The following is an 18,471-nucleotide window of genomic DNA, read 5'->3' on the forward strand; positions in this document are numbered from 1 at the left end:
CCGGTCGCCCGGAGAGGCGCGTCGGTGGCGCGATCCTCGCGCCACCCGTCCCCGGTTCGGGGGAGGAGTGGCGCGAGGCGCGGCCTACGCCTCCGCGGTGCGGTGCAGGGCGCGGACCGAGACGACCCGGCGACGGGCGATCGCGGCGACGGTGAGCAGCAGCCCGAACAGCAGCCAGATCACCAGGCCGACGACGGCGCCGGCCGTGCCGTCGGTGCCCTCGACCACTCCGGACAGCGCGTTCTGCGCCGCCGAGAGCGGCAGGAACCCGAGCACGTCGTCGAACAGCCCGGGGACCGTCGAGATGATGCCCGCGCCGAGCGCGATCACCGCCGCGACCATCGCGAGGAAGCGGCCGATCCCTCCGAGCAGGGCGACCAGCCCCTGGTTCACCGCGGCGAACGAGGCGCCGGTGAGCATCGCCAGGAGGGCGAAGCCGACCCAGCGGCCCGGCTCCAGGCCCGCGACGCCGCTCATCACGATCGCGACCGCGAGTCCCTGCACCACGCCGATCACGAGCGCCGGCACGTAGGAGGAGAGGGCGAGCGCCGCGGAGGAGCGGGTCGAGGAGAGTGCACGGTGCGAGAACGCCGCGAGCACCAGGAACGTCGCGAGGGCGCCGAGCCAGAGGGCGATCGTCGCGAAGAACGGGACGCTGGAGGCTCCGAACAGGTCGGTCGCGCTGCTCGCGTTCTCGACCGGGTCCGAGACGACGTCGGCGAGGTTCGTCGACTCCGACTCGGTGTAGGTCGGGAGCTGCGCGACCGCGGCGTCGAGGCCGGTCGCGAGCGTGCGGGTGCCGTCGGCGAGCTGCACGGCGCCGTCCGAGACCCCGCTCGCGCCGTCGGCGAGCTGGTCGGCTCCGTCGGCGGCGGAGGAGGCTCCCGCGGCGAGGTCGGCGGCACCGCCCGCGGCGGTGGTCGCGCCGGTCGCGAGGTCGCGGGCGCCGGCCGCGGCGGTGGTGGCGCCGGTCGCGAGCTGCGCGGACCCGGCCGCCGTGGTGTCGAGGCCGTCGGCGAGCTGGGACGCTCCGTCCGCGGCGTCGTCCGCGCCGTCCGCGAGCTGCGTCAGGCCGCCGGACAGCTGTCCGATGCCCCCCGAGAGAGTGCGCGCGCCGGTGGCGGACTGCCCGACCGCGTCGATCAGCGAGGGCTGCCCGTCGCCGCCGAGGCGGATGCCCGCGTCGATCCCGGCGACGGCTCCCGCGGTCGTCGTGGCGAGGGTGGTCGCGCCGGTGGGTCCGCCCGCCGAGGCGATGACGGCGCGCGCGGCGAGGCACTGCGTCGTCTCGCAGCCCTCGAGCGCGGCGCTGAGCGCCTCGAAGGTCCCCGCAGTGGCGGCGGCGGCGCCGGCGCTGAGGGCGGCGACCTGCTGGGTCCCGTCGCCGGTCCTCACCACTCCCTCCCTCAGCTGGTCGAGCCCGTCGGCCAGGTCGGAGGCGCCGCCCTGCAGCGCGGTCGTCTTGGTCGCCGAGTCGCGGGCGCCCGTCGCGAGCTGTCCCACTCCGCCGGAGAGGCCGCGCGCACCGGTGGCCAGCTGCGCGACTCCGCCGGAGAGGTCGGAGGCTCCGGTGCCCAGCTGCCCCACGCCGTCGGCGAGGGACGAGGCTCCGGTGCCGATCTGCCCGACGCCGTCCGAGAGCGAGGAGGCGCCGGTGGCGAGCTCGTCGATCCCGTCGGCGAGGCTGCTGGTGCCGTCGGCGAGGGTGGAGGCGCCGGTGCCGAGCTGGTCGGCGCCGTCGGCGAGCGTGCCCGCGCCCTCGGCCGCCTGGCCGATCTGCTCGTTGAGGGTGTTGAAGCCGACGTAGACGTTCTCGAGGTAGGCCGTGGTCAGCTGCGTGTTGAGCAGCGACGTGGCGGTGCTGGTCACGGTGGCCGAGATGGCGTCGTCGACGAGCTTGGCCTTCTCGCTGGTGGCGATGTCGATGGTCGCCTTCGTCGCCTCCGCGGCGTCGCCGGAGTACGAGGTGGCGGCGGCGGAGAAGGACGAGGGGATCGTCACGACGGTCGCGTAGCTGCCGTCGGCGAGGCCCTTGGCGGCGTCGTCCTTGTCCGTGAGGACCCAGGTGAAGTTGCCCGTCGAGTCCGAGCCGGAGACGTTGGGCACCGGGGTCGTGCTCGCGGACGGCGTCGCGCTCGCCGAGGGGGTGGAGGAGGGGGCGTCCGAGCTCGCGGAGTCGGTGCCGCCCGTCACCAGGCCGGCCGCGAGCTGGCGCCCGAGCGGCACGGTCTGCCCGTTGATCTCGACCGGGGTGTCCTCGTTGACCACGGCGGCCGTGATCGTGTCGAGGCGCTCGGTCGGGTTCCACAGCGCCCACACCAGGAGGCCGCCGATGACGAGGGGGACCAGGACGATCCCGAGAAGGGTCAGCCAGGACACCTTCTTGACGCCGCGGGGGCGTTCGAGGGAGAGGAGAGCCATCTGTCAGAGGACCTTTGCGATCGCGCGGCGCTCGGCCGCGGGCGAGACCGCGAGCACGCCGCGGTCGGAGGGGAGGAGGTCGTCGAGCGCCTCGGCGTCGACGGAGGAGGCGACCACGGTGAACGCGTCGTCGGCGGCGCGGGCGGCGTCGAGCTCGGCCCGGATCGCGCCGCGCAGCTGCGGGTCGGTGACCGTGTCGAGGTCGTCGAGCACCAGGATCGGCGGAGCCGACTCCAGGGCCGACCGGACGTCGGCGACGGGGTCGGCGGCTCCGGCGAGGCGCACCAGCCCGACCCGGCCGCGCACGGCGGCGGAGCGGATCGGCACGACCAGGCCCGCGACCTTCAGGCGCCCGGAGTCGGGGGCGAGCCGACCGGCGATGCTCAGCAGCAGCGCGGTGCGGCCGGAGCGGTGCGGCCCGTGGACCACGAGGGAGGAGCCGGGAGCGACCCGCAGCGAGACGCCGCTGTAGACGGGACCGTCGGGTCCGTCGAGGCGGAGGTCCTCGGCCGCTATCACGTCCGTGGATCCGGGCTCCGGCCAGTCGGCCAGCGCGAGCTCCTTCGTGAGGCCCTCGCCCTCGACGTCGAAGGACGGGAGGATGCGGTCGAGCCAGCGCGGCATGTGCCAGGCGCGGTCGCCGAGCAGGTGCAGCACGGCGGGCACCAGCGTCATCCGCACGATGAACGCGTCGACGAAGACGCCCACGGCGAGCCCGAGCGCGATCGGCTTGATGTTGGTGTCCCCCTCCGGCACGAAGGCGGCGAAGACCGAGAACATGATGACCGCGGCGGCCGTGACCACCTTGGCCGAGCCGACGAAGCCCGACTCGACGGCGGCGCGCGCCGGCCTCCCGTGCACGTAGTCCTCGCGCATCCGCGAGACCAGGAACACCTCGTAGTCCATCGCGAGGCCGAAGAGCACGCCCATCAGGATGATCGGCATGAAGCTGATGATCGGGCCCGTCTTGTCGACGTGCAGAGCGTCCGAGAACCATCCCCATTCGAACACCGCCGCCACGGCGCCGAAGGACGCGCCGACCGACAGCAGGTAGCCCAGCGTCGCCTTGATCGGCACCCAGAGCGAGCGGAACACCATCGTCAGCAGCACCAGCGACAGGCCCACGACGAGCAGGCCGAACGGCAGCAGGGCCTTGGCGAGAGTGTCCGAGATGTCGATCCCGACCGCGGTCTGGCCGGTCACCGCGAGGTCGACGCCGTACTCCTGCTGGAAGTAGTCGTGCTTGTCGCGGATCTCGGCGACCAGCGCCTTGGTGGCCTCGGAGTCGGGGCCGCCCTCGGGGATCACCTGGATGATCCCGGTGTCGGCGGTCTCGTTGGGCGTCGCGAGCGGCACCGAGGCGACTCCGTCGAGCTTCTCGATCTCGCCCTTGAGGTCGTCCATCAGGCCGAGCGGATCGGTCGAGCCGATGATCGTGCCGGTGACGATGAGCGGGCCGTTGTAGCCGGCGCCGAAGTTCTCGGCGAGCAGGTCGTAGGTGGTGCGCGCGGGAGTGCCCTCGGCCTGGTAGCCGGCGTCCGGCAGGGCGAGGCGGAGGCTGAGCGCCGGGATGCTCGCGACGCCGAGCACGCCGATCACCGCGATGATCGTCACGATCGGGAAGCGCGTGACGACCCGGACCCAGCCGCGGAAGAACCCGCGTGGGACCTCGGCGTGCACGTGGCCGCCGGGGGAGGCGGTCGCCGCCTCCTCGTGCGCCTCGGTGTCGACGTGGGTGCCCGCGGCGGCGGCGGCCTTCGCGGCCTTCTTCTTCGCGCGGCGCTCCTTCGGGCGCAGCCGCGCGCCGGCGAAGCCGAGGAGGGCGGGGGTCAGGGTGAGCGCGATGACCACGGCGATCGCGACTCCGCCCGCCGCTGCGACGCCCATCGTGGTGAGGAACGGGATGCCCGCGACCGAGAGGCCGACGAGCGCGATGATCACGGTCAGGCCCGCGAAGACGACGGCGGAGCCCGCGGTCGCAGTCGCCCGCGCGGTCGACTCCTCCGGGTCCATGCCCTGCTTCAGCTGGTCCTGGTGGCGGCTGATGATGAAGAGGGCGTAGTCGATCCCGACCGCCAGGCCCAGCATCAGCGCCAGGAGCGGGGTGGTCGAGGAGATCGAGGCGAAGCGGGTGGCGATGAAGATGGCCGACATCGAGAGGGCGACGCCGAGCAGTGCGGTGACCAGCGGCATGCCGGCGGCCAGGAACGAGCCGAAGGTGAGCACGAGGACGACGAGGGCGACCACGAGGCCGATCGCCTCCGTGATGGTCACGCCGGGGAGGTTCTGGGCGAAGAGGTCGCCGCCGAGCGAGACCACGGAGCCGGCGGGCAGCGCGTCCTGGAGGGTCGTCGCCTCGGCCTTCAGCGCGTCGCGGCTCTCGGGGCTCGTGGTGGTGGCGGAGCCGTCCATCTGCGCGGTGATGACGAGGGCGTTCCCGGCGTCGGAGATCGTGCCGGACACGCTGTCGGAGTAGGGGTCCGTGACGGCCGCGACTTCGTCGACGTCGCCGAGCGCGGCGACCGCGTCGCTGACGGGGCCCTTCACGTCGGCGTCCTGGACGCTGCCTCCGTCGGGCGCGACGACCACGTACCGCGCGGACGTGCCGCTGACCTGGGGGAAGGTGCGCTCGAGCTGGTCGAGGGCGGTCTGCGACTGCGTGCCCGGGATGGAGAAGGTGTTGTCGGTGCCCTGGTTGAGCAGCAGCGCTCCTCCTCCGCCCGCCACCACGATCAGCAGCCACAGGACGGCGACGAGGCGGTGGGCGCGGTACACGCGACGACCGAGACGGTAGAGCAGCGACGACACGCGGTCTCCTGACGATGGGTGGGGAGGATGGCGATACGTCTCTGTACCAGGGCGGAGCCGGGCTCCGATACACGAGCGTATCCGATACAGGACCGTATTCGATACGTGAATGTATCGGATAGGGTGAACGGCGTCGAAGGTGTTGACAGGGCAGGCAGGAGGCTGGTGATGACGGCGATCGACTCCACCCCTCCCGAGACCTCCCGCCGAGGCCGCACCCGCGAGCGCCTGCTCGACGCGGCCTACGACGTCTTCGCCGAGACCGGCGTGCACAGCGCGTCCGTCGAGCAGATCTGCGAGCGCGCCGGGTTCTCGCGCGGCGCCTTCTACTCCAACTTCTCCACCAAGGAGGAGCTGTTCTTCGCGCTCATGGAGCGGGAGAACGGCGCCCGGGTGACCGCCCTCGTCGAGCAGATGGACCGTACGATCCCGCGCGTCGTCTCGGCCGACGAGCCGCTGACGGCCGAGACGCTGGCCGTGGTGATCCTCGACTTCCTCCAGGGTCCTGCCACCGACAACCGCCGCTGGTGCGTGGTCGAGTCGGAGTTCGAGCTGCTCGCGCTGCGCGACCCGCGGATCGCTCCGCAGTACCGCGACTTCCGCGCCGGCTTCGACGCCTCGCTCGTGCAGATCGTGCACGGGGCGCTGCGCCAGGTGCGCCGCGAGTTCTCCCTCGAGCCGACGACCGCCGTGCGCCTGCTGGTGGCGGGCTACGACGACGCGGTGAAGCAGTCGATCCTCGAGGACGAGTCGGAGCCCGAGTCGCTCGAGCGCCTCCGGGCGACGCTGACGGCGATCGTCCTCGCGATCTCGTCCGCCGACGCCTGAGCCGGGCCGGCTCTCGCGACGGCGGCCGCCGTACCCGACGGCCGAGTCCGCACCCGGCGGCCGAGCGGCCGCTGGGGAGTGCCGGGTCCGGTCCCTTCTCCTCCGCCCGCGCGACGAGGATGGACCCATGGAACTGCGTCAGCTCGAACACTTCCTCGCCGTCGCGAAGGAGCAGCACTTCACCCGCGCCGCGAGCGCCCTGCAGATCTCGCAGTCGGGCCTCTCGGCGTCGATCCGCGCGCTCGAGAGCGAGCTGGGCAGCCCCCTCTTCACCCGCAGCACGCGCCGGGTCGAGCTGACGCCGGCCGGCCGGGCGATGCTCGCGGAGTCGGAGCGCTCGGTCACCAGCGCGCTCGCCGCCCGCGACGCGGTTCTCGCCGTGCAGGGGGTGCTCCGCGGGAGCCTCGCGGTCGGCACGGAGGAGTGCCTCGGCGGCGTGCACCTGCCGCGCGAGCTCGCGACCTTCCGCGAGCAGCACCCGGGAGTCGCGCTCCGGCTGATCCACGAGGGGTCCGGCACGCTGCTCGACTCCGTCGCCGCCGGCCGCCTCGACCTGGCGCTGGTCGCCGACATCGGAGCCGTGCCGGGCGGCGTGCGGACGATGCCGCTGGCGAGCGAGGGCTTCGCGGTGCTCGTGCGCCCGGGTCACCCGCTCGCGAGCCGCGTCGGCTGCCGCATCCCGGACCTGGCGGGCGAGACGATCGTGGGGCTGCAGGAGCACTGGGCGGCGAGTCACCTCGCGGCGCGGGCGTTCGCGGCGCACGGCCTCGCGTTCGAGGTCGAGCTCGAGGTGAACGACGTGCACACGCTGCTCGACCTGGTCGAGTACGGCATGGGGATCGCGGTCGTGCCGGCGCACTTCGCCGAGAAGCGCCCGGCCGGGCTGCGGGCGGTGGCGCTCGCCGATCCGCTCCTGGTGTGGCGGACGATGGTGGCGGTGCCGGAACGTCCGAGCGCCGCGGCCCGCGCGTTCGTCTCGGCCCTCCCGCAGCCGCTGCAGGACGCGGTCTGAGCCGGATCGTGCTCGCAACGGAGGAGGGACCAGCGCCGAGATCCCGCGATGAGCGTCGGACCGGTGCCTCGACCGGATCCCTCCTCCGTCATGAACGGGCTCAGTCGAGCGAGGCCAACTCCTCGGGCGTGAGCTCCAGGTCGGCCGCCGTGGCGGAGTCGCGGATGCTCTCGGGGCGGGAGGCGCCCGGGATCGGCAGCACGACCGGGGCCTTCGCCAGCTCCCAGGCGAGGCAGACGACCTGCGGCGTCACGCCGCGGGCCTCGGCGACCGCCGCGAACGCGGAGTAGCGCGAGCCGAGCTCGCCCGCCGAGGAGATGCCGCCGAGCGGGCTCCACGGCAGGAACGCCAGTTTCAGCTCGGCGCAGAGCTCGAGCTCCGGCTCGCTGGAGCGGAACGACGGCGAGAACTGGTTCTGCACCGAGACCAGGCGCTCGCCGAGGATGCCGTGCGCCTCGCGGATCTGGTCCGGGTCGGCGTTCGAGATGCCCGCGCGGAGGACGACGCCCTCGTCGAGCAGCTCGGCCAGCGCTCCGATCGAGTCGGCGTAGGGGACCGCCGGGTCGGGCCGGTGGTACTGGTAGAGGCCGATCGCGTCGACGCCGAGGCGCTTCGCGGACGCGCGGGCCGCCTCCTTGAGGTACTCGGGGCGGCCGTCCTGGTCCCAGGGGCCGGGCTCGCGCCGCAGGTGGCCGCCCTTGGTGGCGACGAGCACGGCGGAGGTGTCGCCGCCGTAGCTGCGCAGCGCCTCCGCGATCAGCAGCTCGTTGTGGCCGAGGTCGTCCTGGGTGGCGAGGTGGTAGGCGTCGGCCGTGTCGATCAGGGTCACGCCGGCGTCGAGGGCGGCGTGGATCGTGGCGATCGAGCGCTCGCGGTCCGGGCGGCCCTCGATCGACATCGGCATGCCGCCGAGTCCGATCGCGCCGACCTGGAGGTCGCCGAGAGTGCGCTGCTTCATGAATGCTCCTTCGCAGTGGGGTGGGTGGTCACCAGGCGTAGTCCTCGGGGGCTGTCCGGTGGCCGGGGAAGATCTCGTCGAGGCGCGCGAGGGCCTCGGCGTCGAGGGTGATGTCGACGGCGGCGACGGCGCTCTCGAGCTGTTCGAGCGTCCGCGGCCCGGTGATCGGACCGGTGACGGCGGGCTGGTGGAGGAGCCACGCCAGCGCCAGCTCGCCGGGCGCCTCGCCGCGCTCGCGGGCGAACGCCTCCCACTGCTCCAGCGCGGGACGGTGCTCCTCGATCGCGGCGAGGGTGCGCTCGGAGGAGCGGCGCCCGCCCTCCGCGGTCTTCTCGAGCACGCCGCCCAGCAGTCCGCCCTGCAGCGGCGACCAGGGGATGACGCCGAGCCCGTAGTGCAGCGCGGCGGGCAGGACCTCGCGCTCGACGTCGCGGACGAGCAGGTTGTAGATCGACTGCTCGGAGGCGAGGCCGGTGAAGTGGCGGGCGCGCGCCGCCTCCTGCGCCTGGGCGAGGTGCCAGCCGGCGAAGTTGCTGGAGCCGACGTAGAGGACCTTGCCCTGCTGGACGGCGACCTCCATCGCCTGCCAGATCTCGTCCCAGGGAGTCGTCCGGTCGACGTGGTGGAACTGGTAGAGGTCGATGTAATCCGTCTGCAGGCGGCGGAGGCTCTCGTCGAGCGCGCGGCGCAGGGTGAGCGCCGAGAGGCGGCCGCCGTTGGGCCAGGAGTCGCGGCCGCGCTCGGCTCCGGGAGCGGCGAACTCGCCCATGTCGCCGAAGACCTTGGTCGCGAGGACGGTGCGCTCGCGGCGCTCGCCGCCCTGCGCGAACCAGCGGCCCACGATCTCCTCGGTGGCGCCGCGGCCGGCCTCGCCTCCGTACACGTTGGCGGTGTCGAAGAAGTTGACGCCGAGCTCGTGCGCGCGGTCCATGATCGCGAACGAGTCGTTCTCCTCGGTCTGCATGCCGAAGTTCATGGTGCCGAGGACGGTGCGGGAGACGGACAGGCCGGTGCGGCCGAGGTGCGTGTACTGCATGGTCCCAGTCGACTCCGATTCGGGCCGCGTGTCCAACAGGTGCTCGGCATGGGTGCGATCGACGGGGGAGGTCAATCGGGGGCGCGCCGTCCAGGGGCCGCCCCGCGCCCCGCCTCGGGTCTGCGCGTCGGCCGGGTCCAGCGGCCTCGACCGGATCGCCCGCGGCCCGCTGGGCGCGGTGGCGCGCGGCCGCCCGGGTGCCGGGTTAGAGTCGCGGAATGGTCCGGACGACGCAGCGCCTCGTGATCGCCCTCTCCGCCGTGGTCCTGCTCGCCGGCTGCACGGCGGAGGCGACGAGCCCCGCCGCCGCACCAGCCAAGCCGACAGCCTCCACCGCGCCGCCCGCCGCCGGGGCCGAGTCCACGCCGCGGCCGGTGCCGAGCGTCTCGGCCACTCCCGCACCCGTCGAGGACGTCTCGGGCGAGTGCGTCGTCCAGGCGCTCGACGAGGGGACGCTCGACGGCGTCGACCTCGAGCGCGTGCGCGACCGCGGCGCCCGCGTCGGCGCGACCGGGACGGCGAGCACCGCCTCCGACGGCGCCCCGGCCTCCTACCTGGTGGCAGCGGGCGACATCAGCGAGCGGATCGCGGACCGGTTCTGCATCAGCTCCGACTACCTCTCCGCGCTGAACTCGGTGCGCCGCGACGGCGTCGACATCGACAGCCTCTACGGCGGCGACACCCTCAACCTCCGCCCGACGACCGTCCTGAGCGTCGGCGACCAGAACGGCCGCGTCCTCGACAACGCCGAGCCCGACGACCTCCCCGCGCAGACCGGCTGACGCCGCTCCCGCCCGCGCCCGCTGCCACTCCTCCCGCCTCGCAGCAGCACGCGACCACCGCGGAAGGCGCGGATCCGACGGCGCGTGCGCGGCGCTCAGCCCAGGACGCCGATCAGGACCGCCGACACGGCGACGGTCGCCGCGAGCCCGGTCGTCCGCGAGCGGCGGCGCGCCGGGTCCTCGAACCACGGCAGCCCGTCCCAGCGCAGCACGGCGCCGGCCGCCCCGGCCGCGGTGAGAGCCACCAGCACGGCCCAGGGGAGCAGCGTCAGCGCCGACCAGTCGACGAGCGCCCGCCCGAGCAGCAGCACGGCGACGGCCTCGACGCCGCGGGCGAGCGTCCGGACGCGGTCGCGGTCGAGGAACCCGGCCGCCCGGCGCCGGGGGATGCTCCCCAGGGCGAAGCGGCCGACGGTGAACGCGACGACGAGCAGGACGAGGATCGAGGCGATCATCACGACTCCTCCCCGGCGCGCTGCAGCAGGCGCAGACCGAGCTCGTCGACCGAGCTCGCCGTGTCCCCGTTGACGAACACGGCTAGGCCGCGCTCCCGGTCCATCGCGAGCATCGTCGAGTAGCCGGAGGTCCCTCCGTTGTGCCAGGTCACGGATCCTCCGTCCTCCGACTCCGAGGTGAACCAGCCGAGGCCGATCCGCGCCCCGTCGGCGTCGAACCGGGGATCCAGGACGCTCGCCGCGGGCACCCCCAGCGCGGGGTCGTCGGTGAGGAGGGCCTGCGCGTAGCGGGCCATGTCCGCCGCCGTGGAGCGGACGCCGCCCGCCGGCGCGTAGCCCGCCATCGTCCACGCGTCGACGGACCGCCCGCTCGCCGAGAAACCGGTCGGCGCGTCGGCGGGGAGGGCGTCCGCGGTCTCCGGGACGGAGGTCGCGGACATCCCGAGCGGAGCGAGGACGCGCTCGCGGAGGAGGTCGGCGTAGTCGCGGCCCTCGGCGCGGGCGAGCGTCTGGCCCAACACCGCCGCACCGAGGTTCGAGTAGGCGTGCACGTGCTCGCCCTGGTCCGCCTCGGCGGCCTGCCGGAGGACGTCGTCGGCCGACCAGCCCGCGTAGGGGTCCGTGCCGCGCAGCTGGGCGAACCGCGTCGAGGCGAGGTCGCCGACACCGGTGGGGAGGCGCGGCAGGCCGGAGCGGTGGGTCGCCAGCTCCTCGAGCGTCCCGGTGAAGCCGCCGACGTCGGCGTGCTCCGCGGCGGGGTCCTCGAGCCCGACCGTCCCGTCGGCGGCGCTCCGGGCGAGGAGGAGCGCGGTCATCGTCTTCGTGACCGATCCGATCTCGACCTCGGTCCGCTCGTCGGCTCCGAGTCCGCCGTAGCGCACGCCGTCGGGCGTGATCACGGCGGCGACGAGGTGGTTCCGCGCCCCGTCCCCGACGTCGGTCCGGAGCCACCCGGCGATCTCGGCGTCGCCCGTCGCCTCGGTCGAGAGGGTGGGAGCGGAGGGACGGAGCAGCACTCCGCCGAGCAGGACGACGGCCGCGGCGGAGGCGGCGGCGAGGGCGAGGCGGCGGCGGGTCATCGGGGTCCTCCGGAGGCGAGCAGGATCACGAGCAGGGGGACGAGCCGCTCCGGCGGAACGCCGTAGCGGCCGCGGCCGCGCGCCTCCAGCCAGCCGGCGGCGACCAGCTGGTTGACGTGGTGGTAGATCTGCCCGGTGGTGCCTGCGCCCTCGCTCTCGGCGAGCTGCGCGACGGTCTCGACTCCGCCGGCCACCGCCTGCAGGAACCGCAGGCGCACGGGGCTGCCCAGCGCGGCGAGCGCGGTCGGCCCGGGGCTCGCTCCCCAGTCGCGCTCGAAGAACGCGTCGGTGCTGAGGCCGTACTGCCACTCGACGGGGCCGGCCGGAGTGGCGACCGAGCCGGCGAAGACGACTCCGCCGGGAGAGGGCAGGCGCTCGCGGAGAGCGGTCAGGGCCCAGAGCGGATCGTCGGCGGCGGGCGCGGCGGGAGTGTCGGCGCGCTCGAGGCGGTCCAGCCGCGCTCGGAGCTCGTCGACCTCGCCGGCGAGGTCTCGGGAGGAGGTCATGCTCCACTATTGCAAACATTCCGTAATCACGGAACTCCGGAGCGGAGCCGGTGCCGCAGGAGTCGCGGTGGTCCAGCTCGACCACCGCGACTCCTGCGGACTCGGATCGCCCGGACGCTCAGCCGAAGTGGCGCGGCAGCACGGCGCCGTTCACCGAGCGGAGCTCGTCCAGCGGCAGCGTGAAGAGGCCCTGCACCTCGACCGCGGGGGTCGCCGCGTCGGTCACGCCGATGCGCAGCACCGGGTAGCCCCGGCCCTCGCAGAGCCCGCGGAACTTCACGTCGTCCTCGCGCGGCACCGACACGAGTACGCGGCCGGTCGACTCCGAGAACAGCGCGGCCGTCGCGTCGACGCCGTCGCGCTCCATCAGCTCGTCGAGCCAGATGCGCGCCCCGACGCCGAAGCGCAGCGCCGACTCGGCCAGCGCCACCACGAGCCCGCCGTCGGCGAGGTCGTGAGCGGAGGCGATGAGCGACTCCTTCGCGCCCGCCGAGATCAGCTCGGCCAGCGCGCGCTCGGCGCCCAGGTCGAGCTGCGGGGGCAGCCCGCCGAGGTGGTCGTGGATCGTGCCGGCCCACGCCGAGCCGTCGAGCTCGTCGCGGGTGGTGCCGAGGAGGTAGAGGTTGTCGCCCTCGTCCTGCCAGCCGGAGGGGATGCGGCGCGCGACGTCGTCGATCACGCCGAGGACGCCGACGACCGGGGTCGGGAAGATCGGCACGTCGCCGGTCTGGTTGTAGAACGAGACGTTGCCGCCGGTGACGGGGATCTCGAGCTCGAGGCAGGCGTCGGCGAGCGCGCCCACGGCCTCGCGGAACTGCCACATCACCTCGGGGTTCTCAGGGCTGCCGAAGTTGAGGCAGTCCGAGACGGCGACCGGGGTCGCTCCGGTGACGGCGACGTTGCGGAACGCCTCCGCCAGCGCCAGGCGGGCGCCCTGCGCCGGGTCGAGCTGGCACCAGCGCCCGTTCGCGTCGGTCGCGACCGCGAAGCCGAGGCCCGACTCCTCGTCGACGCGGACCATGCCGCCGTCGTCGGGGTAGCTGAGCGCGGTGTTGCCGAGCACGTAGCGGTCGTACTGCGAGGTGATCCAGCTCTTGTCGGCGAGGTTCGCCGAGCCCAGGAGCGCCAGGGTCTCGGCGCGCAGCGCGTCGCCGCCGGTCGAGCGGGGCAGGCGGGAGGAGGAGTCGGCCTGCAGCGCGTCGAGCCAGGAGGGGTACTCGATCGGGCGCTCGTAGACCGGGCCGTCGACCGCGACGGTGCGCGGGTCGACGTTGACGATCTCCTCGCCGTGCCAGTTGATGATGAGGCGGCCGGAGTCGGTGACCTCGCCGAGCACGCTGGTCTCGACGTCCCACTTGCCGACGACCTCGAGGAACGCGTCGAGCTTCTCGGGCGTGACGACGGCCATCATCCGCTCCTGCGACTCCGACATGAGGATCTCCTCCGCCGTGAGCGAGGGGTCGCGCAGCAGCACCGAGTCGAGCTCGATGAACATGCCGCCGTCGCCGTTGGAGGCCAGCTCCGAGGTGGCGCACGAGATGCCCGCGGCGCCCAGGTCCTGGATGCCCTCGACGAGGTCCTTGCGGAACAGCTCGAGGCAGCACTCGATGAGCACCTTCTCGGCGAACGGGTCGCCGACCTGCACCGCGGGGCGCTTGGTCGGTCCGCCGTCGGCGAAGGTGTCGGAGGCGAGGATCGACGCGCCGCCGATGCCGTCGCCTCCGGTGCGCGCCCCGAAGAGCACGACCTTGTTGCCGACGCCGCGGGCGTTCGCGAGGTGCAGGTCCTCGTGGCGGAGGACGCCGACGGCCAGCGCGTTGACGAGCGGGTTGCCCTGGTAGACGGAGTCGAAGTAGGTCTCGCCGCCGATGTTCGGCAGGCCGAGGCAGTTGCCGTAGAAGGAGATGCCGGCCACGACGCCGTGCACCACGCGCGCGGTGTCGGGGTCGTCGATCGCCCCGAAGCGCAGCGCGTCCATGACCGCGACCGGCCGGGCGCCCATCGAGATGATGTCGCGGACGATGCCGCCGACCCCTGTCGCCGCACCCTGGAAGGGCTCGATGTAGCTCGGGTGGTTGTGGCTCTCGATCTTGAAGGTGACGGCCCAGCCCTCGCCGACGTCGACCACTCCGGCGTTCTCGCCCATGCCGACCATGAGGTTCTTCTTCATGGCGGGGGAGACCTTCTGCCCGAACTGGCGGAGGTACATCTTCGACGACTTGTAGGAGCAGTGCTCGCTCCACATCACCGAGTACATCGCGAGCTCGCCGCTCGTGGGGCGGCGGCCGAGGATCTCGCGGATGCTCGCGTACTCGTCGGGCTTGAGTCCGAGGGCCGCGTAGGGCTGCTCCCGCTCGGGCGTCGCCTCCGCGTTCGCAGTGGTGTCGGGAACGGCGGTGCGGCTGTCTGCCATGTGCTGGAGGCTCCAGGGGAGGGGGACGGGATGCGCGTCGATCCTACCCGCCGCGGTCGCCGGGGTCCGGGCCCTCCGGTGGAGCGGTGCGGGCACCGGCGCCTAGGATCGGGCGGGTGAAGCGGGCGGCTCTGATCGGGACCGTGCTGTGGGGGCTCTACCAGTGCTTCGGGAACCTCGGAGCGGCGAACATCTCGTCGGACGAGCCCGTGTACCTCGCCGCGGGGTGGGACTACCTGCACGGCGACGTGAGCGCGAACCTCGAGCATCCGCCGACGGCGAAGTACCTGATCGGGCTCGCGCAGGTGCTACTCGGCGAGGGGCTGCTCGCGGGCAGGATCGCCGCCGGCGCGGCCGCGTTCCTCACCGGGGTGGTGCTCTGGCTCTGGTTCCGGCGCGAGCTCGGCCCGACGCTCGCGCTCGTCCCGGCCGGCCTGTTCCTCCTCCTCCCGCGCACCGCCGTGGGCGCCGGCACCCGGATCGACCGCCTCGCGCTCCTGGAGCCGTTCATGGTGCTCTTCGCCGTCGCGGCGATGGCGGCGGCGTGGACCTGGTCGCACGCCTCCCCGGGCAGGCGGAGCGGCTGGCTGATCGCGCTGGCCGGTGCGCTGCTGGCGCTGTCGGTCACCTCGAAGCTGACCACCGCGGTCCTCGCGCCCGTGCTCCTGCTGCCGCTGCTGTGGTCGGGGAGCAGGGCCCGGGCTCTGCGGGGCGGCCTCGCCCTCTCCGTCGCGTTCGTCGTCACCGGGGTGCTCGCCTACCTGCCGGTGCACCCGGTCGAGGCGATCCGGTACCTGCTCGAGTTCCAGTCCGAGCACAACGCCGACGGCCACCTGATCGAGGTCGCCGGGACCGCGTACGTCTTCCCTCCGTGGTGGGCGAACCTGTGGTTCATGGTCGTCGGCATCGGGCCGGCGGCGCTCGCCGTGCTGCTCCTCGGGACCCTGCTGGCCCTGCTCGCTCCGCGGCGCCGTGCGCTGGTGCTCTACCTGGGCGCCGCGACGCTGCTCCTCCTCGTGTTCCACCTGGCGATCAGCTCGGTCGCGCTGCCGCATTACTACGCGGCGTGGGCGTGGCTCCTCTGCGCGCTGGCGGGCATCGGCATCGCGGAGGCGCTGCGCGGCGGGATCGTGCTGCCCGCACCCCTCGCCCGCGGCGCCGGCGCGGTGCTGCTGGCCGCCTCCCTCGTGATCGCGATCGCCACCTCGGCGGGGATCGCCCAGGAGCGGCCGACCGGGATCGCGCGGGTGGCCGACGTGCTGCGCGAGCGCGGCCTCGACGGCGGACTTGTCCTCGCGCAGGGCATGTCCTCGGGCGTCTACGTGCCCTACATCGGCGACCGGGTGACGACCGATCCGTCGTCCGCCGGGATCGTCGCCATCGCGATCGAGCGGTCGGCGCGCTTCCCCGTCGATCCGCGCGTGTCCGCCTACCTCGAGTCGGCGCGGCCCGAGACGGTGCGGCTCGACGACCTCACCCTCGTGCTGGTCGACGGACCGCTGCCGTGACCGCTCACTTCGAGCGGCAGGCCCCCGGATCGACGGCGTCCGTCAGCGAGGCGGCCTGCTCGACCACGGGAGTGAGGACCGAGAGCGGGATGGCGTAGCCGACGTTGTCGACGGAGGCGGCCTTGCCGAAGACGACGCCCGACACGGTGCCCTCGAGAGAGAGCAGCGGGCCGCCCGAGTTGCCCTGGTTGACGACGGCGGCGAGGGTCAGCACCTCCCGTGAGGTCGGTGCTCCGTCGACCATCAGCGAGACCGTGGCGTCGGAGGAGATCTCGGCCGAGCCGAGGGTCAGCGGGCCGCCGAAGGGGTAGCCCGCGACCACCGCGTCGTCCCCGGCGGCGACGGCGTCGTCGAGCGGGAGCGGGGAGGCGTCGAGCCCGTCGACGGCGATCACGGCGAGGTCGGCGGCCGGGTCCAGGTAGACGACGCGGCCGGTGCGCGGGGCCTCGCCCGGCGCCTCGACGACCGGCTGCGAGACTCCGCCGACCACGTGCGCGTTGGTGATCACGCGGTCGTCCGAGACGACGAAGCCGCTGCCCGTCACTCCGACGTCGCAGGCCCAGGCCGTGCCGGAGACGCGCACGACCGAGCGGGTGGCGGCGGCGACCTCCGGGTCGTCGGTCGAGACGTCCGGGATCGCGGGCGCCTGGGTCGGTGCGTCGAGCGCCTCGACGACCCAGGACGTGCCCTCGTCGACCACGGTCGACTGCAGCTGGGCGAGGAAGGCGCGGACGGGGGAGGGGGTGAGGTCGTCGATCGTGCGGATGACCGTCGATCCGGCGACCGAGGTCGTGACGAGGGGGACGCCGAGGAGGGAGACGGCCGAGGTGACGGCGATCCAGACCAGGCCGGAGATCGCGACGCCGGCGACGCCGCCGGCGAGCCGGTCGAGCAGGCCGAGCTTCACGCGGTCGGCTCCGCGGCCGATGACCGCGCCGAGCGTCGCTCCGATCGCGTAGCCGACGCCCAGCAGCAGCACGGCGGTGCCGATCACGGCGAGCAGGCGCCACTCGCTGCCGGCCGCCCACGACGAGACGGCGGGCACGGCGAACGAGGCGCCGATCGCGCCTGCGACGATCCCGGCGAGACCGCCGAGGGTCCGGAGCAGGCCGCGCCGCAGACCGTCGACGAGCGCGCCGATGAGGCTCAGCACGACGATGACGTCGACGATCACGGATGCACCCACGCGGAACTCCTGCCGGTGTCGGGGACGGGTCCTCCAGCATGACCGACGCGGGATGCGCGGACGCCCGGAGGCGGCTGGCAGTCCGCGGCGGCTGAGGTGCGCGGGACGGCGGCGGCGCGGGAGCCGGACGCCTCCGGGCGGGCGCTGCAGCCGAGCGGGCGGTGCCTCCTAGAAGAACGAGATGCAGTACGGCGTCGCGACCGGCGCGAACAGCCGGTCCATCCGCCCCGCCTCGCCCGTGACGCGCGCCAGCCCGGCCTTCGCCAGGATCGACGGCCGCACCGAGCCCAGCAGCAGCGAGCCCAGGTCGGCCACGTCCAGCGCGAGCTCGGCCTCGTCCCCGGTGCGCTCCACGGTGGCGGAGCCGCCCGAGGCGGTGAGGCGGTAGCGGCCGTCGGCGAGCCCGAGCCCGTCGGCCACCTCGACCACGACCGAGCCGTCAGCGGTCCACGGCCGGACCGAGAACGCGGCGGCGACGTCGAGGATCCGCAGCCAGATCAGGTCGCCCACGTGGCTCACCTGCACCACGCGCGCGTCGCGGAGCGCCCAGGTCAGCGGATCGTCCACCGGCGCCATGTCCCAGGTCACCGCGGAGGCGAGGTCGACCGCGCCGAGGTAGCCCCAGAGCGCGAGGTAGGCGTCGGCGCCGGGGGCGACGAGGTCGACGATCTCGAGGGTCTTGTCGTCCTCGGGCCCGACCGCGCGGTAGGTCACGAAGCCGTCGAGCGTCCCCTCCTCGTCGAGGTGGACGGCCGAGCGGACGTCGAGGCCGGGCGTGGTCTCGCCGGACGCGGTGCCGACGGAGTTCGCCTCGTAGCGCGACTGCCGGGTGAGCGAGCCGGGGGTCGACGCCTGGAACGCGGCGAACACCGCGGGGATGCGCGGCTGCAGCCAGCTCGTCGCGACCACCTCGACGCGGCCGGCGGGCTCGGTCTGCAGGCCGAAGCGCGGTCCGGTGTCGACGCGGATCGAGCGGGTGAAGGCCGCGCGGCCGAAGCCGAACCGGCGGTAGATGGAGGCCTCGCTCGCCGTGAGCGCTGCGACCGGGGTGCCGGCCTCCTTCGCCAGGCGCAGGTCCTCGGTGATCATCGCGCGCAGGATGCCGCGGCGCCGGTGCGTGGGCCGCACGGTCACCTGCGACACCAGGTGCGCCGGCAGCTCGCGTCCGCCGCCGACCTGCAGGGCACCGGGGAACGCCGCGTAGGTGCCGACCGGCACGCCCGCGCCGTCGAGCCCCTCGGGGGCGGAGGAGTCGACGACCGCGGTGAGCACGCGCTGGTCGGCGACCATGTGCTCGGCCCAGTCGCGCAGCTTCTCCGGCGTGAACTCCTTCTCGTGGAAGCCCGCGTTGATCGCGGTGGCCCACGCGGCGGTGGCGGCGTCGGGACCGCCCTCGTCGTTCAGGGCGGCGGGGAAGCGGCGGAGGTCGAGACCGGTGAGAGGCATCCGTCCAGCCTATTCACCCGGGGTGCGCGGGGG

14 protein-coding genes are annotated in these 18,471 nt (G+C 73.9%); 4 read left to right on the plus strand and 10 right to left on the minus strand.

Features of this window, described 5'->3' with window-relative positions; genetic code table 11:
* Positions 1–84: 84 nt before the first annotated feature.
* The gene (locus C5B98_RS09160) at positions 85–2,421 is read right to left on the minus strand and encodes a YhgE/Pip domain-containing protein (RefSeq protein WP_104222758.1); all 2,337 of its coding nucleotides are present in this window, start codon (positions 2,419–2,421) and stop codon (positions 85–87) included.
* A gap of 3 nt (positions 2,422–2,424) precedes the next feature.
* Positions 2,425–5,229: an MMPL family transporter gene (locus C5B98_RS09165; protein ID WP_104250664.1), complete on the minus strand. Its 2,805-nt coding sequence runs from the start codon at positions 5,227–5,229 to the stop codon at positions 2,425–2,427.
* A gap of 168 nt (positions 5,230–5,397) precedes the next feature.
* Here C5B98_RS09165 and C5B98_RS09170 point away from each other — a divergent pair, with 168 nt between their 5' ends.
* A complete protein-coding gene (locus C5B98_RS09170; protein ID WP_104225692.1) occupies positions 5,398–6,057 on the plus strand; it encodes a TetR/AcrR family transcriptional regulator in 660 nt (219 codons plus the stop codon).
* Positions 6,058–6,184: 127 nt separating this feature from the next.
* Positions 6,185–7,069: a LysR family transcriptional regulator gene (locus tag C5B98_RS09175; protein ID WP_104262633.1), complete on the plus strand. Its 885-nt coding sequence runs from the start codon at positions 6,185–6,187 to the stop codon at positions 7,067–7,069.
* Positions 7,070–7,169: 100 nt separating this feature from the next.
* Here the strand turns inward: C5B98_RS09175 and C5B98_RS09180 are convergent, their stop codons facing one another.
* A complete protein-coding gene (locus C5B98_RS09180) occupies positions 7,170–8,027 on the minus strand; it encodes an aldo/keto reductase (RefSeq protein WP_104247470.1) in 858 nt (285 codons plus the stop codon).
* Positions 8,028–8,055: 28 nt separating this feature from the next.
* Complete coding sequence (locus C5B98_RS09185; RefSeq protein ID WP_104327665.1) at positions 8,056–9,063, minus strand: aldo/keto reductase; 1,008 nt, start codon at positions 9,061–9,063, stop codon at positions 8,056–8,058.
* A gap of 218 nt (positions 9,064–9,281) precedes the next feature.
* Here C5B98_RS09185 and C5B98_RS09195 point away from each other — a divergent pair, with 218 nt between their 5' ends.
* Positions 9,282–9,845 (plus strand): hypothetical protein, encoded by a 564-nt coding sequence (locus C5B98_RS09195; RefSeq protein WP_104327667.1) that lies wholly within the window; start codon positions 9,282–9,284, stop codon positions 9,843–9,845.
* Positions 9,846–9,940: 95 nt separating this feature from the next.
* Here the strand turns inward: C5B98_RS09195 and C5B98_RS09200 are convergent, their stop codons facing one another.
* The 4 genes from C5B98_RS09200 to purL form a co-directional block, all read right to left on the minus strand.
* A complete protein-coding gene (locus tag C5B98_RS09200; protein ID WP_104234265.1) occupies positions 9,941–10,300 on the minus strand; it encodes a hypothetical protein in 360 nt (119 codons plus the stop codon).
* Positions 10,300–11,379 (minus strand): serine hydrolase, encoded by a 1,080-nt coding sequence (locus tag C5B98_RS09205; protein ID WP_104327668.1) that lies wholly within the window; start codon positions 11,377–11,379, stop codon positions 10,300–10,302. The genes C5B98_RS09200 and C5B98_RS09205 overlap by 1 nt, the downstream gene beginning before the upstream one ends.
* Positions 11,376–11,885, minus strand: coding sequence for a helix-turn-helix transcriptional regulator (locus tag C5B98_RS09210; RefSeq protein WP_104222749.1), 510 nt, complete (start codon positions 11,883–11,885; stop codon positions 11,376–11,378). The genes C5B98_RS09205 and C5B98_RS09210 overlap by 4 nt, the downstream gene beginning before the upstream one ends.
* Positions 11,886–12,003: 118 nt before the next feature.
* Positions 12,004–14,298: a phosphoribosylformylglycinamidine synthase subunit PurL gene (gene purL / locus C5B98_RS09215; protein ID WP_104222748.1), complete on the minus strand. Its 2,295-nt coding sequence runs from the start codon at positions 14,296–14,298 to the stop codon at positions 12,004–12,006.
* Positions 14,299–14,414: 116 nt separating this feature from the next.
* On the opposite strand from purL, the gene C5B98_RS09220 reads away from it, so the two are divergent.
* The gene (locus tag C5B98_RS09220) at positions 14,415–15,806 is read left to right on the plus strand and encodes a glycosyltransferase family 39 protein (RefSeq protein ID WP_181065511.1); all 1,392 of its coding nucleotides are present in this window, start codon (positions 14,415–14,417) and stop codon (positions 15,804–15,806) included.
* 4 nt (positions 15,807–15,810) lie between these two features.
* On the opposite strand, the gene C5B98_RS09225 is transcribed toward C5B98_RS09220, so the two are convergent.
* A complete protein-coding gene (locus C5B98_RS09225) occupies positions 15,811–16,992 on the minus strand; it encodes a MarP family serine protease (RefSeq protein WP_258060556.1) in 1,182 nt (393 codons plus the stop codon).
* A 168-nt stretch (positions 16,993–17,160) separates the two neighbouring features.
* Positions 17,161–18,438 carry a GNAT family N-acetyltransferase gene (locus C5B98_RS09230; RefSeq protein WP_104327670.1) on the minus strand — a complete coding sequence of 426 codons (1,278 nt, stop codon included), beginning with the start codon at positions 18,436–18,438 and terminating at the stop codon, positions 17,161–17,163.
* Between the last annotated feature and the right edge of the window lie 33 nt (positions 18,439–18,471).

The sequence above is a fragment of the Rathayibacter sp. AY1A5 genome (assembly GCF_002930875.1).
Lineage (GTDB): Bacteria > Actinomycetota > Actinomycetes > Actinomycetales > Microbacteriaceae > Rathayibacter.

Bases quoted from the DNA above. Each gene is read 5' to 3' on its own strand.
- C5B98_RS09160 (WP_104222758.1), bottom strand. From the start codon at position 2,421: ATGGCTCTCCTCTCCCTCGAACGCCCCCGCGGCGTCAAGAAGGTGTCC.
- C5B98_RS09170 (WP_104225692.1), top strand. From the start codon at position 5,398: ATGACGGCGATCGACTCCACCCCTCCCGAGACCTCCCGCCGAGGCCGC.
- C5B98_RS09175 (WP_104262633.1), top strand. From the start codon at position 6,185: ATGGAACTGCGTCAGCTCGAACACTTCCTCGCCGTCGCGAAGGAGCAG.
- C5B98_RS09180 (WP_104247470.1), bottom strand. From the start codon at position 8,027: ATGAAGCAGCGCACTCTCGGCGACCTCCAGGTCGGCGCGATCGGACTC.
- C5B98_RS09185 (WP_104327665.1), bottom strand. From the start codon at position 9,063: ATGCAGTACACGCACCTCGGCCGCACCGGCCTGTCCGTCTCCCGCACC.
- C5B98_RS09195 (WP_104327667.1), top strand. From the start codon at position 9,282: ATGGTCCGGACGACGCAGCGCCTCGTGATCGCCCTCTCCGCCGTGGTC.
- C5B98_RS09200 (WP_104234265.1), bottom strand. From the start codon at position 10,300: ATGATCGCCTCGATCCTCGTCCTGCTCGTCGTCGCGTTCACCGTCGGC.
- C5B98_RS09205 (WP_104327668.1), bottom strand. From the start codon at position 11,379: ATGACCCGCCGCCGCCTCGCCCTCGCCGCCGCCTCCGCCGCGGCCGTC.
- C5B98_RS09210 (WP_104222749.1), bottom strand. From the start codon at position 11,885: ATGACCTCCTCCCGAGACCTCGCCGGCGAGGTCGACGAGCTCCGAGCG.
- purL (WP_104222748.1), bottom strand. From the start codon at position 14,298: ATGGCAGACAGCCGCACCGCCGTTCCCGACACCACTGCGAACGCGGAG.
- C5B98_RS09230 (WP_104327670.1), bottom strand. From the start codon at position 18,438: ATGCCTCTCACCGGTCTCGACCTCCGCCGCTTCCCCGCCGCCCTGAAC.